This window comes from Pseudomonas maumuensis (assembly GCF_019139675.1).
Taxonomy (GTDB): Bacteria; Pseudomonadota; Gammaproteobacteria; order Pseudomonadales; family Pseudomonadaceae; genus Aquipseudomonas; species Aquipseudomonas maumuensis.
Genome location: NZ_CP077077.1, coordinates 2,731,306 through 2,744,845, shown reverse-complemented (window position 1 = coordinate 2,744,845; position 13,540 = coordinate 2,731,306). Strand labels below are relative to the sequence as shown.

General features: G+C 66.3%; 13 protein-coding genes. 3 read left to right on the top strand and 10 right to left on the bottom strand.

Annotation, left to right across the window (positions count from 1 at the left end; genetic code table 11):
• The 10 genes from KSS90_RS12300 to KSS90_RS12255 form a co-directional block, all read right to left on the bottom strand.
• Positions 1 to 783 (bottom strand): hypothetical protein, encoded by a 783-nt coding sequence (locus tag KSS90_RS12300; protein WP_217869616.1) that lies wholly within the window; start codon positions 781 to 783, stop codon positions 1 to 3.
• Complete coding sequence (locus KSS90_RS12295; RefSeq protein WP_225933161.1) at positions 764 to 2,482, bottom strand: GspE/PulE family protein; 1,719 nt, start codon at positions 2,480 to 2,482, stop codon at positions 764 to 766. The genes KSS90_RS12300 and KSS90_RS12295 overlap by 20 nt, the downstream gene beginning before the upstream one ends.
• Before the next feature lie 54 nt (positions 2,483 to 2,536).
• Complete coding sequence (locus tag KSS90_RS12290; RefSeq protein WP_217869615.1) at positions 2,537 to 3,070, bottom strand: response regulator; 534 nt, start codon at positions 3,068 to 3,070, stop codon at positions 2,537 to 2,539.
• 239 nt (positions 3,071 to 3,309) lie between these two features.
• On the bottom strand, positions 3,310 to 3,951 hold the full coding sequence (locus KSS90_RS12285) for a SurA N-terminal domain-containing protein (protein WP_217869614.1): 642 nt from the start codon (positions 3,949 to 3,951) through the stop codon (positions 3,310 to 3,312).
• 19 nt (positions 3,952 to 3,970) lie between these two features.
• Positions 3,971 to 5,482, bottom strand: coding sequence for a cytochrome c/ABC transporter substrate-binding protein (locus tag KSS90_RS12280; RefSeq protein WP_217869613.1), 1,512 nt, complete (start codon positions 5,480 to 5,482; stop codon positions 3,971 to 3,973).
• A gap of 4 nt (positions 5,483 to 5,486) precedes the next feature.
• Positions 5,487 to 6,143, bottom strand: coding sequence for an SCO family protein (locus KSS90_RS12275; protein ID WP_217869612.1), 657 nt, complete (start codon positions 6,141 to 6,143; stop codon positions 5,487 to 5,489).
• Complete coding sequence (locus KSS90_RS12270) at positions 6,140 to 6,793, bottom strand: SCO family protein (protein ID WP_217869611.1); 654 nt, start codon at positions 6,791 to 6,793, stop codon at positions 6,140 to 6,142. Before KSS90_RS12270 ends, KSS90_RS12275 begins: the two co-directional genes overlap by 4 nt.
• Positions 6,790 to 8,769, bottom strand: coding sequence for a cytochrome D1 domain-containing protein (locus KSS90_RS12265; RefSeq protein ID WP_217869773.1), 1,980 nt, complete (start codon positions 8,767 to 8,769; stop codon positions 6,790 to 6,792). Before KSS90_RS12265 ends, KSS90_RS12270 begins: the two co-directional genes overlap by 4 nt.
• A 392-nt stretch (positions 8,770 to 9,161) precedes the next feature.
• Entirely contained in the window at positions 9,162 to 10,034 is an 873-nt protein-coding gene (locus tag KSS90_RS12260; protein ID WP_217869610.1) for a crotonase/enoyl-CoA hydratase family protein, read from the bottom strand.
• Positions 10,031 to 11,008 (bottom strand): NAD(P)H-dependent flavin oxidoreductase, encoded by a 978-nt coding sequence (locus tag KSS90_RS12255; protein ID WP_217869609.1) that lies wholly within the window; start codon positions 11,006 to 11,008, stop codon positions 10,031 to 10,033. Before KSS90_RS12255 ends, KSS90_RS12260 begins: the two co-directional genes overlap by 4 nt.
• A gap of 329 nt (positions 11,009 to 11,337) precedes the next feature.
• Between KSS90_RS12255 and KSS90_RS12250 the strand changes: the two genes are divergently transcribed.
• Genes KSS90_RS12250 through KSS90_RS12240 form a run of 3 tightly spaced genes read left to right on the top strand, consistent with a single transcriptional unit; the run spans position 11,338 to position 13,539 of the window.
• Complete coding sequence (locus KSS90_RS12250; RefSeq protein ID WP_217869608.1) at positions 11,338 to 12,114, top strand: lysine/arginine/ornithine ABC transporter substrate-binding protein; 777 nt, start codon at positions 11,338 to 11,340, stop codon at positions 12,112 to 12,114.
• A 24-nt stretch (positions 12,115 to 12,138) separates the two neighbouring features.
• Positions 12,139 to 12,828 carry an ABC transporter permease gene (locus KSS90_RS12245; protein ID WP_217869607.1) on the top strand — a complete coding sequence of 230 codons (690 nt, stop codon included), beginning with the start codon at positions 12,139 to 12,141 and terminating at the stop codon, positions 12,826 to 12,828.
• Between the two features lie 12 nt (positions 12,829 to 12,840).
• Positions 12,841 to 13,539 (top strand): ABC transporter permease, encoded by a 699-nt coding sequence (locus KSS90_RS12240; protein ID WP_217869606.1) that lies wholly within the window; start codon positions 12,841 to 12,843, stop codon positions 13,537 to 13,539.
• Position 13,540: the final 1 nt, after the last annotated feature.

Below are 13,540 nucleotides of genomic sequence, written 5' to 3'. Positions count from 1 at the left end.
TCAGGCCACCGCCCGCCACATGGCGCACAACGGATCGGATTCGGTGCTGGCTTCGCACAGCTGCACCGCGGTCAGTTGCGAGGCCGCCGTGCGCCCTGGGGCGTGCAGGTATACCCGAGGCAGCTGCTCGCCATACAGTTCACAGGTACGCTCGATCAGCGCCTGCAGCGCCTGGTCGTTATCGGCGCAGCCCTGGGCCAGCACCTGCTGCCAGGCGCCGCCTGAAGCCAGCAGCAGCACGCTGCGGCGCGGCTCGGCCAGTACGAAGAGGAAATCACCTTGGGTCAGCTGCGCCGAGCAGCGGTTGTAGGCGGCCATCAGGTAGGGCTGCACCGAGCGCAGGCTCAGGCGGCTTTCCCGTCCCAGTGCCTGCAGGCCCTGGAGCAGTGCCTCGGGCAGCGCCGTGGCGATGCGCGCAGCGCCGGCCGGCTCCGGCGAAAGAACGATGCGCCAGTCGTCCAGAGGCTGCCCGTAAAGGTTCTCGAAGCAGGCCCGGGCGTAGGCATCCAGTTCGCGCGGAGTACCGATGGCATCGCTCCAGGGCACCAGGCAGAAGCGGCTGTAGCGGGCCGAGAGCAGCACGCGCAACTGCGCGCCGCGTGCCGGATGCTCACCCAGCAGCCCGGCCAGGGCCTGCAGTGCCGGGGCCCAGGCCGGCTGGGCGGCGTCGCAGGCAAACGCGCGACTGCCCAGCCATTGATGCTGCCGGCCGTGCCAATGGCCCAGGCCGACACCCTCGGCGCCCAGCACCGCGCAATACCGATCAGGCGATAAATGTGACACGGTTGATCTCCTCGAGTGTGGTACGGCCATCGCGGACCAGGTCCACGGCCGAGGCGCGCAGCAGGCGCAGGCCGCGTTGGCAGGCCAGCTGCTTGATCTGCGAGAGCGGGCGACGTTCGACGATCATCTGCCGCAGGTCGTCGTCCAGATGCAGCAGTTCGGCAATCGCGCTGCGCCCGCGGTAGCCGCTGCCACGGCACTGGCCGCAGCCCTGGGCGCGCACGAAGCGCCAGCCGGCCACCGCGTCACGGGCCAGGCCCGAGGCGGCCAGCAAGTCGTCATCCGGCTCGCAGGCCTGCGCGCAGTGCGGGCAGGCCAGGCGCACCAGGCGCTGGGCCAGCACGGCATTGAGCGCCGAGACGAAGCTGTAGGGGTCGACCTGCATCTGGTTGAAGCGGCCGATCACGTCGAACACGTTGTTGGCGTGGATGGTGGTGAACACCAGGTGCCCGGTGAGCGCCGACTGCACGGCGATCTGCGCGGTGTCCGGGTCGCGGATCTCGCCGACGAGGATCTTGTCCGGGTCGTGGCGCAGGATCGAGCGCAGGCCACGGGCGAAGGTCAGGCCCTTCTTCTCATTGACCGGGATCTGCAGCACGCCGGGCAGCTGGTACTCGACCGGGTCTTCGATGGTGATGATCTTGTCCATGCCGTGGTTGATCTCGCTGAGCATGGCGTAGAGGGTGGTGGTCTTGCCGCTGCCGGTGGGGCCGGTGACCAGGATCATGCCGTAGGGCTCGGCGGCCAGGCGGCGCAGGGCCTGCAAGGTATGGGCCTCGAAGCCCAGGGCCTGCAGTTGCACGCCGCTGACCTGGTCGGACAGGTCCTGCTTGTCCAGGACCCGCAGCACCGCGTCCTCGCCGAAGATGCTCGGCATGATCGAGACGCGGAAATCGATCTGCCGCTCGCCGATGGCCACCTTGAAGCGACCGTCCTGGGGCACGCGTTTCTCGCCGATGTCCAGTTCGGCCATCACCTTGATCCGCGAGATCACCTGTTCGGCGAAGGCGCTGCCGCTGGCCTTGCCGGCACCGTTGAGCACGCCGTCGATGCGGTACTTGATGGTCAGGCCCTGGCCGGTCATGCCTAAGTGGATGTCGCTGGCGTGCAGCTTGAGGGCGTCGTACAGGGTGGAGTTGACCAGCTTGACCACCCGGCTCTGGTCCTCGCTGATGCTGGTCAGCGACAGGCGCTGCAGCGGGTCGGCCTCGTTGCCGGGTTCAGCCTCGTGGCCGAGGGCATCGACGGCATGGAAGCTTTCCTCGTGGCGGGCCAGGAACGCGGCCAGGTCGGCGGCGTGGGCCAGGTACAGCGGCGCGCCCTGCAGGCAGTCGTCGATCCAGGCCAGGCGGGCGCTGTCGAAGGGGTCGGCGAACACGCCGACCCGCTCGCCGTCGTGCTCGACCAGGGCGAATTCGTGTTTCAGGCACTGCGCCAGGCTGACCCGGTCGAAGGCCGGGGCGCAGGCGAACAGGGCCTGGGTGGCAAGCACCGGGTAATGCAGGGTGGTGGCCAGGCGCTGGGTGAAAGTGGCTGGGGTGTCGCTGCAGAGGCGCTCCAGGCAGACCAGCAGGCGTTCTTCGCCGGCATGCTGGCGGGCCTGGGCCAGGAGGTCGCGGGGGTATGGAAGATAAAGGGGCGCCTGCTCCGGCTTACCGGCGATGAGGCCGTTACTGCTTGCATCGATTGCCTGGGACATGGCCTGCGACTCCGCTCAGGGGCGGCGCCGCGGGCTTGGAGGCCTTGGGCGCCGCTATTCCCCGGTGAGCAGTTGTTCGTCGTCAGGTTCGGTGGGCTTGCCGCCATTGCGTCGGCGGTCGGCCAGGACCCAGCTGCCATCGTACAACTGCAAGGGGAACGACTCGTTCCTGTTCTGGCGTCGTTCGACGTACCCTGCGGCCGGCTGGTCGGTGCTCCTGCGCTGGCGCTCGATGCCCATCAGGTCGAAGACGGCGCGGGCCAGTTCCATCAGCGGGAACGGCTTGAACAGGACATGGGTCACGCCCAGTTCGGCGGCCCGCTCACGGACCTCGGCGGTCGGGTGGGCGGTGATCAGCACGAAATGGCATTGCCTGTTCCTGCGCACGGTCTCCAGGACCTGAAACCCCTCCATGTCGGGCAAGCGGTAATCCAGCACGATCACGTCCGGTGCCTGTCTCTCGGCCTCTTCGATACCCGTGGCACCGTCGTGGGCGAGATGGACCTCCAGGCCTTGCGCCTGCAGATAAGCTTGCAGGTTCTGCGCAAGGGTCTGTTCGTCATCGACTACCAATACTCTGTTCACCAAGGTCCACTCCCATGAACTGCCCGGTTTCCCGGTCTGCGAAGTGCGGCCTTGTAGAGGCTTGAGCAGGCTTCGTGCCAGGCATGAAAAATCAGTGCTTACCGCTTTCAAGTCGTTGATATCGTTGCAGCTTGTCTGTTACCTCAGACCTCGCAGACTGGCCGTTCCCCATATCCGGGGAAGATGATGGCACATTGCCCGGAGGCGTTTCCCCCAACAATGGGGAATGCCCTGCCCGCCCCTCAGTCGGCGCGCTCCACTGTAGCGGAATCCCGCAAACGTTGGCGTACGGCCTGCCGCGCCTGGGCCTGGAGTTGCGCGACGAGCGCATCCCTGGCCAGGCGCAGGCCGTGTTCTGGTAGGACAGAAGTATTATCACTTTGGTTCTGCATTCCTTGCAGTCTTTGCCAGTTGGCCTGATGGAAAGCTGCAACTTCGGCGCTGCTGGGCTCTTCGACCGCGCTCAGCCGGGCGAAAACCTGCTGGGCGGCCATCTCATGTCGAGTGTAGTCAGCGAAGCCTGCCCGATCGAAGCCGGCTTGCGCCAGGCGCTGCTCGAACACCGCAGGGCTGCCGAAGGCCGCCTCGACCTCGCCGACCCGCGCCGTCACCTGCGCATCGCTGATATCGATACCCTGGCGCTGGGCCTCCTGCCAGAGCAGTTCCTTGTCGATCAGTTCATCCAGGGCCTGCGCGCGCAGGCGCTGGTACAGGTTGGGGTTGCGGATGCTCGCCACCGCCCGCCCCTGGGCCTGGAGGTATTCGCTGAAGTAGCGCTCCAGGCGCAGCACCCCGATCTCCACGCCATTGACCCGCGCCGCCGGGGTGTCGGCGTGGCTGGCCAGGGCGAGCAGCGACAACAGGCAGGCAATCAGGGTGCGCATGGTGATCTTCTCCTGAATCTCAAGGGCTATCCGGCACCGCTCGGTACGGTGCCACTTCAATGAAACCAGGCCCCGGCAGGCTTACCTCCACCACATGGGCACCTGTCATGCCCTGGCGGCGTCCGGGGCCGAAACCGAGCAACGGCGTGAGGCCGGTATCGATGTCATGCAACTGCTCCAGGGCGACCAACAGCTGTTCACGGCTGGCGTCGCGCCCGATCTGCTTCAAGGCCTCGACCAACAATTGCCAGGCGCACAGGGTACTGACCTGCAACGACGCCTGGCGCGGCTCCAGGCCCTGGCGCAGCTGCACCCCGGCCAGGGTCGCCCGGCCTTGCGCGGTCCAGTCGCCGGGTACGAAGGGATAGGCCAGCAGCACCCGCCGCGACCATGATGGTGCCAATCCCGGCACGGCGCCGGCCACCTGGCCCGACACGGCGAACAGGTAGGGGTTGCGCCCGCTCGCCTGCAGGCTCGACGCCAGCGCGGTGAATGCCTGGGCGTGGCCGAGGAAAAGGATACCCTCGCCGTCCGGGGCCTGGCCCATGAACGCCAGGGGCGGCGCGGTAGCGAACCCCAGTTGACGCAAACGCTGCTGCAGCACCTGCGCCGCATCGGCCTGCTCTGCGCCGGCATACACCACCCGCAAGGTAGCGGGCGCCAGGCCAAGGGCATCACGGGCATGCAGCGCCACGCTGAGCAATTGCCCGGGCACGCCCGGCAAGGGATCGAACACCTGCGTGTTGCCACCGCTGCGTGGCGTGGCACCGATCAGCGGCAGGCCGGCCTGCTCCAGCTGGCGGCTGTCGAGCAGTGGCGCCAGGGGCGCGACCAGGGCGAACACCCGTTCTCGTTGCATCAGCGTGTCCAATGCCTGTGCGGTGCTGGCCGGGTCCTGCCCTGGGTCCAGCGCGACCAGTTGCAGCCGTCGCCCATGTATGCCGCCCTGCTGGTTCAACTGCGCGACGCCATCCTCCAGCACTGCCCGCACCGTGCGCCCGGCCTCGGCCAGCGGGCCGTCCTCGGGCAGCAAGGTGCCCAGGCGCAAGGTGCTCTCTTCCACGCCGGGGTCACGGTCCTCGCCCAGGCGCTTGAGGTAGGCGGTGAGATTGCGTTGGTCGGCCAGGCTCAGGTCGAAGCGTGGCATCGCCGGGTCGAGGCGATTGCCGGCGGGGTCGGTGCCGCTGCGGATGACCCGCGCCAGACTGGCATCGGTATAGGCCGGGTAGCGCCGGTTGTTGGCCTCGCGGTCGCCAGGGCCAAGTGCCAGGCGCTGCCAGTCCAGGCTCGGCGGACGCACTCCGCCTTCGCTGCGGCCGCGCCCGTCGTTGCCGTGGCAACCGGCGCAGGGCAACACGCTGGCCGGCACACTCATGTCGCCGGGCCCGACCCGGGCCAGTAACTGGGCGTCGCTGCTGGAGAGGCCTTCGCGGTAGAGGCGTTTGCCAGCGAGTTCCTGTTCGCTCAGTTGCACCGCCCCGCACAGGCACCACCACAATATGAGCAGGCCCCACTTGGCTGCGGCGCTCATGATGTCAGCGCCCCGCCAACGGCTGTGCCAGCAGTTGCATGCGCTGGGCGATCGCCGCGGGCGGCGCGTCGGGGCGGATCTTGCTCCAGCGCTTGCCCGCCACGTCACCGGCAATCAACTGCGTCGAGTGCTGCTCGGGGCTGGGCAGGAACTGGCCCAATCGCCCCAGCACCAGGTCGACACTGGCCTTGTCACCGGTCAGAAACAGCCAGTTCGGCCCATCCACCCCCTGCTTCTGCGCGAACGCCTTGAGCACCTCGGGCGTATCGTTCAACGGATCGCTGCTCACCGAAACGAAGGTCACCTGCGCCGCAAGCTCGGCACCCATGGCCTCGCGCACCTCGCGCAGCTTGCGGGTGATCAGCGGGCAGGCGTCGTTGCAGTGGGTGAAGATCACGTTGAGCATCACCACCTTGTCCTTGAGCACGTCGCTGTAGAAGCGCAGCTCGCGGCCATCCTGGTCCTTGAGCACGGTGTCGGTGAACCAGGTCTGCGCATCGCGGGTACCGCCACCGCTGACCATCGTCTGTGGCGCAGGTTGCGGCGCCGGGGCGTGGCCCTCATGGGCAAAGGCCACCGAGGCGAGGATCCACAGGCAAGCGCCGAGTACCAGCCAGTCGAGGCTGCGCATGCTGGCATTGCGGGAGGCATGGGCACTCATGGCCGCACCTCCTGGCCGGCGATGGCCGTGCTCTTGGCATGCACCCGGCGCGCGCTCAGGCGGTTGATCTCGCCGATCAGCACGTTCGGGTCGGTGAAGCCGTAGTAGCGCGTCCAGTGCCCGCTACGACCGTCACCGACCAGGATCAAGGGCGGGTGCTCACTGAGATTGGCGCTGAAGCTGCCGAGCCCCTTGAGCGTTTCGCTGATGGCATAGGGCGAACCGGTCAGCCAGCTCCACCCCGGCCCGTGCTGGAACGCCCGAGCGTACCCGGCCAGACGCTTGGAATCGTCGCGCTGTGGATCGACGCTGATCGACACCAGGCGGATTTCCTCGCCCACCCGCCCGCCCAGCTGCTGCTGGACCTTGCTCATGATCGAGGACACCACCGGGCATACCGTGGTGCAGCTGGTGTAGATGAACCCCATGACCACCAGGTGATCGCCCACCAGGTCCTTTTCCAGGCGCACCGGCATGCCGTCCTGGTCGAGCAGCGCCACATCGGCGAAGCGCACGCTGGCTTTTTCCTGGTGAGCGGCCGGCGGTTGCTCGGCAGCGCCGCCGTGGTCGTGGCCGGCATGGGCCAGCGCCAGGTTGCTGGCCAGCAGCAGGCTCAGGCCCAGCAATTTTCCACCATGCAGACGGTTCATCGCACACTCCTGGGTTCCCCTTGGGAAGCGGTGGGCGCCTCGGCGGCCGGCAGGACGCGCAGGCTGGTGTAGTTTTCTTCAGTGAAGGCACGCCCGAGGCTCGGCGACTGCACATGCAGGTACCAGGCGCCCGCTTCGGCCAGTTCCAGCGGCGCCTGGTACAGCCCGTCGCCCACCTCGGCCAGCGCCACGTTGCGTGGCAGCGACGAAGGCGCCAGGAAGTAGCGCAGGCTCAGGTCGCCAAGCCCCAGGCGCGGCTTGCCGTCCTCGCCGAGGATGCGCACCTGGGCCAGGTAAGGGGCGTGCTGCAACAGCGGCTGGTCGGTGCCGATGAACTCGGCATGGGCACGCTTGGGCACGCCGGACTGCGGCAACGCCGCGACCTCGGTGCTGAAGCAGTGGATGATCTGCGGCTGGTTGAGCAGGAACGCCACATCGAAGGTGCCGGCGGCCGGCAGCTTCACCGTCGAACCGTACACGCCGGGCGCCAGCTCGCGCAGGCTGCGGTCGATGACCAGCGCGGCGCGGGCCTGATGGCCGCGGTTGTTGTAGCCGGACATCGGCGCGTTCATGCCCTCGGCGTAGAAGTAGGTGGTGTTGTCCACCGGGTTGACCACGAAAACCGAATTGTCGTCGCGGGAGATGCTCACCCCTTGGGCCAACGGCAGGTCGCCGGCCTGGCGCGGTGCCGCCGGGCCGGCCTCGAAGCCCTGGACGATCGGCGTGCGCCCCTGCCCCAGGCTCGCCAGGTTGATCATGCTCACCTTCGGCGAGGCCAAACCCCGCACGTAGGCGTAGGCCTTGGTGAAGGTCAACTGGTAGGGCTCGGCGGCCACCGGGATGCGGTGGATCAGCTGGTCGGTGCTGGCATCGATCACCAGCGCCTGGTTCTCCAGGGTGTTGAGCACCACGCCATAGCGGCCATCTTGGCTGAAGCGCATCGGCCCCAGGCCCTGCTCGGCCTGGACCGTGTGGCGCAAGGTGTGGTTGCGGGCGTCGATCACCCGCACCGTGCCCTCCTGGCCATCGACCACGTAGACCGCCTGCGATAGCGGCGAATAGGCCACCGACAACGGGTGCGGGCCGACCTCGAGGGTCTTCACCAGGCGCATCTGCGCGGTGTCGATGACGCTCAGGGTGCCGCCGTCGCGGTTGCTGACGAAGGCGAAGCGCGAGTCGGCGCTGAAGGCGATCTCGTGGTGGCCGGAGCCGGTGGCGAACGACTTGAGCGGGGTGCGGCTGGGCACATCGATCACCGTCACCCCGCCCTTGGCGGGGTCATGGCTGTTGTTGCCCACCCACAGCAGGCGCTGGTCCGGTTGCAGCGCCACGCGCAGCGGCTGCTCGCCGGCGTCGAGGGTGGCCACTCGGGTAAACGTCTCGGTGTCGATCAAGGCCACCTGGTTGCGCTCGGGCATGGACACGAACACCTGCTTGTCATCGCCGGTGGCCACCCAGTCCATGGGCCGCCCCGGAAGGTCGATACGCGCCAGGGTACTGGTAACTCCGCCCACCGACACGGTCGGGTCGATCACCGTCAGGCTGGCATCCTTGTTCAGCACCAGCAGGAAGTAGCTGTTCAGGTCGAGCAAAGGGCGAGCGCCGATGCTGCTCTTGAGAAACAGCGCCACGCGCGCCTTGCAGCTGCTGTCGCGGTCGCCGACCGGGGCTGACTGCGCGGGATCGAGCCAGGCACCGGGGGCCATGCCCGACAAGGGCTGACCGCTGGCCTGGTCGCTGACCTTGAAACGGATATTGGCGAAGTCGCCTTCGCGCAGCTCGCCACTACCCAGGGGGCGAGCCTCGAACTCCACGGTCACGCCTTCGCGGCTGAGTGTGTGCAGCGCTCGTGCATCGGCGCTTTCCTGCAGCAGTTCGCGGGGGTCGCACCAGAGTTTTTCGTAGGCCACGCCGAGGCCGATCAGCGCGGTGCCCAGCAGCAGCCCCAGGTAGGCAGGGCGTAGCTTGCGGTTCATGCCGGCACGCACGGAGTGGCGCCTTCGAGGGGGATGATCATGCTGCACCTCCACAGGACTCACGGGTTCTGTGGAGGGTGCAAGCAAGCGCTATGCCATCAAATAAACAGCTTTAAATCAACGCGTTAGCCAAGCAACCCGAGAACATTGGGGAGGTACACCCAATACCGGGGGGCTGCCAAGCCAGGCCTGCGCGTTACCAAAGTTGCTGACGCAGAAATGGCACCATCTGCGCCATCGCCCGGCCATGGATTTCCCAGGGATCGCGATAGGCGCCGAGGCCACCTCAACACAGCAATCGTACCGAGCTGATCGATCAAACGCCCTTGAAATAAAGCTGAATCCATCAGCGTATCATTCGGTACATACCACATGGCATGCGTACCGTTCGCCTACCAAGGGTAAAACGGCGGCAGATGGGAGGCGCGGCCTGCAAACCGTGGAGCACGTTTTTCAAGGAAGGCGCGCACCCCTTCCTTGCCATCTGCCTGGCTGGTGTAGAACATCGCCAGCGACTCGATCTCATGGGCCGCGAGTGGATGCGCCTGGGCACTATTCCTGAACAGCATCTGGCGAATCAGCGCAGTGGATACCGGTGAGCGCTCGCGTACCAGCGACAGCGCGAAGTTGCGCGCGCCAGTCACCAGCGTCTGGGCCGGCAGCAACGCGCGCACCAAGCCCTTGGCGAGCGCCTCGTCGGCATCGAAGATCTGCGCCCGGTACATCCATTCCAAGGCATGCTCGAGCCCGACGATGCGCGGCAGCAACCAGGTCGAACAACCTTCCGGCGTGACACCCAGCTTGCCGAAGACGAAACCGAAGCGTGCCAGCGGGGACGCCAGGCGAAAGTCCATGGGCAGCAGCATGGTCGAGCCGACCCCGATTGCCGGGCCGTTGATCGCCCCGACGATCGGCTTGAGGCATTCGAGCATCGCCATCACCACCCGCCCACCCGTATCTCTGACGCCTCGTTCGATCTCCGGCCGGTCGTCGCACCGGCGCATGTCTTCGAGGGTCGGCGTGAGGCGCTCGTCGAGACCGAACACATTGCCCTCCACCGACAGGTCCATGCCTGCGCAAAATGCGCGCCCTTCCCCCGTCACCACGATGGCCTTGACCGTATCGTCCTGGCTGGCACGTGCGTAGGCGTCAACCAGCTCATCGCACATTTCGACGGTGAAGGCATTGAGCTTGGCGGGGCGTGCGAGGGTCAGCAGCAGGATGCCGTCGTCTCCCGGCTCGTAGCGAATGGTCTGGTAATTCATGGCAGCTCCTCTACCAGGCCCGCACCGCGACGTATGGCCTGGCGGCACTCAGCGACGACCCTGTCGATCAGTTCGGCGCAGCTCGGGATATCGTCCACCAGTCCGATGGACAGGCCGGCCCAGAGAATACCGCCATCGACCTCGCCGCTCTCCAGGGCCGCCCTGCCCCGCGCTCCGGCCACCAAAGGCCTGATGTCCTCGAATTGCACGGCAGGATCGCGCTCGATCTCTACCACCTGCTGGGAAATCGCATTGCGGAACACCCGCCCGGTATTGCGCAAGCGCCGGAAGATGAGCTGGGTGTCCAACTCGGTTCCCGCCGCGATCGCCGACTTGATGGCCTCGTGGATCGGCGCCTCCCGCGTCAGCATGAAGCGCGTGCCCATGTTGATGCCCTCGGCGCCGAGCATCAGCGCGGCGGCCATGCCGGCGCCGTTGGCGATGCCACCGGAGGCGAGAATGGGAATGCGCAACGCGGCGGCGGCGGCAGGAATCAGCACCAACCCCGGGATGTCGTCCTCGCCCGGGTGCCCAGCGGCCTCGAACCCGTCGATGCTGACTGCGTCGACACCCGCCCGCTGCGCCGACTGCGCATGACGCACCGAGGTGCATTTGTGGATGATCTTGATGCCAGCGGATTTGAAACGCTCTACCAGGTCGGCCGGACTGCGGCCCGCAGTCTCCACGATCTTGACACCGCTTTCGATGATCGCCGTCGCATAGTCCGCATAGGGTGGCGGCGTGGTCGTCGGCAAGATGGTCAGGTTCACACCGAACGGCAGCGCGGTCATGGCCTTACACCGCGCGATCTCCGTCGCCAATGCGTCGGCTGTTGGCTGGGTCAGCGCGGTCAGGATGCCCAGACCTCCGGCATTGGAGACCGCGCTCGCCAGTTCGGCGCGGCCAACCCACTGCATACCCCCTTGGACGATCGGGTAACGCGTGCCTAGCAACTCGGTGATTCTGGTGTGCATTGATCATCCTCCCATGGCGACGAAAGCGCCCGCTGACCGCCAAAGAGCATTGGCAGCCGTGCCGGCAAAATAAAAACTAACGTTATGTTAATTGTCAGCATTCGCCGCGCGCAACGAATGTGATCGTGGAAATGCCGTGCCATAAGCGTGGCGCTTGAACTCAGCGCACTCGGGTGCGCCATTGGGCAGGGCAATACCAAGCCACGCAGTGATACGTTTATTTTCACTGTATTGATTTATGAAATTATTCATGTCATTTTCAGGCCATACCCAAGCCCTGAGCCTGTCGAGCCATGGCCGGTAACGCCCCATCCACCGGAGCCAACAACATGAATAAAACCGGACTTCTCGGCGCGCTGGCACTCTATGCCTGCAGTGCCTTCGCCCAGGCCGACGACGCCAGCCTGCGCATCGGCATCGAGGCTGCCTATCCGCCCTTCTCTTACCGCACCCCCGAAGGTGAACTCGCCGGCTTCGACTACGACATCGGCAATGCCCTGTGCGCGCAGATGCAGGTCAGGTGCCAGTGGGTGATCCAGGAGTTCGACGGCATGATCCCGTCGTTGAAGGTGCGCAAGATAGACGCGGTGCTGTCGTCGATGTCGATCACCGAGGATCGCTTGAAGTCGGTCGATTTCACCGACAAGTACTACCAGACACCCGGCAAGTTCGCGATGAAGGCCGGCAGCCGGCTCGACACCCCGGTGGTGGACCTCAAGGGTCGCAAGGTCGGCGTTCAGCGGTCGTCTACCTATGACCGCTTCGCTACCGAGCAACTGGAACCGGCGGGTGTCGAGATCGTGCGCTACGCCTCGCAGAACGAAGCCTTCCTCGACCTGGTGTCCGGGCGCCTGGACGCCACCCTCGCCGATATCGTCAACACCGAGGAGAGCTTCATCAAGACCCCGGCGGGCCAAGGCTTCGCCCTGGTCGGCCCGGACATCGGCGACCCTCACTATTTTGGCCGCGGCGCCGGGATCGCCGTGCGCAAGGGCGACGCCGCCAACCTCGCGCGGCTCAACGCCGCCATCGCCGCGATCCGCGCCAACGGTACCTATCAACAGGTGCAGCGCAAGTACTTCCCGTTCGACATCTACGGCCAATAGCACTGGCTGACGAGGGTTTTCATCATGCTTCATGGCTATGGATCGAGCATTCTCGATGGCGCGTGGCTGAGCATCGGCCTGGCCCTGCTGGCGATGGCACTGGCCATCGGCCTGGGCCTGGTCGGTGCGGCCTGCCGCTTGTCACCGCTGAAATGGCTGGCGGCACCGGGCGAGGTGTACACCACGGTGGTACGCGGCATTCCCGACCTGGTGCTGATTCTGCTGGTGTTCTACGGCGGCCAGGACCTGGTCAACCGCCTGGCGCTGGCACTGGGCTACGAACAGTACATCGACATCAACCCGTTCATTGCCGGAGTTTGCACCCTGGGCTTCATTTTCGGCGCCTACCTCTCGGAAACCTTCCGCGGCGCCTTCCTCGCCATCCCCAAGGGCCAGGCCGAAGCCGGTGCGGCCTACGGCATGAGCGCCGCGCAGGTGTTCCGGCGAATCAGCCTGCCGCAGATGGTGCGCCTGGCGTTGCCGGGCTTCACCAACAACTGGCTGGTGCTGACCAAGTCCACCGCGCTGATCTCGGTGATCGGCCTGCAGGACATGATGTTCAAGGCCAAGAACGCCGCCGACGCCACCCACCAGCCGTTCACCTTCTTCCTCGCCGTGGCCGCGCTGTACCTACTGTTGACCAGCGTGTCGCTGCTGCTGTTGCGCGGCGTGGAACAACGTTACTCGCTCGGCTGCAAAGCCGCCGAACTCTAGGGGAGCTGCCCGATGACACTCGACTATCAGCTGATCTGGCAGAACCTGCCGCTGTACCTGAACGGCATTGCCCTGGCCCTCAAGGTGCTGCTGATTTCGCTGGCCTGCGGCCTGGCTCTGGCGATCCCCCTGGCGCTGATGCGTGTCTCGCGCACGTGCCTGCTGCGTTACCCCGCCTGGCTCTACACCTACGTGATCCGCGGTACGCCGATGCTGGTGCAGCTGTTCTTGGTGTACTACGGCCTGGCCCAGTTCGAAACCGTGCGCCAGAGCTCGCTGTGGCCGTACCTGTCCAGCGCGACGTTCTGCACCTGCCTGGCCTTCGCCCTCAACACCAGCGCCTACAGCGCCGAGCTGCTCGCCGGGAGCCTGCGCGCGACACCCCGGGGCGAGGTCGAGGCCGCCCGTGCCATGGGCATGTCACGCCTGACGCTGTACCGGCGCATCCTGCTGCCTTCGGCCTTGCGCCGCGCCCTGCCGCAGTACAGCAACGAGGTGCTGATGATGCTGCAGACCACCAGCCTGGCGTCGATCGTCACCCTGGTGGACATCACCGGCGCGGCGAAGACCTTCAACGCCCGCTACTACCTGCCTTTCGAGGCCTTCATCACCGCTGGGCTGATCTACCTGGCGCTGACGTTCATGCTGGTGCGCCTGTTCAAGCTGGCCGAGCGTCACTGGCTGGCCTACCTGGCCCCGCGCAAGCACTAAG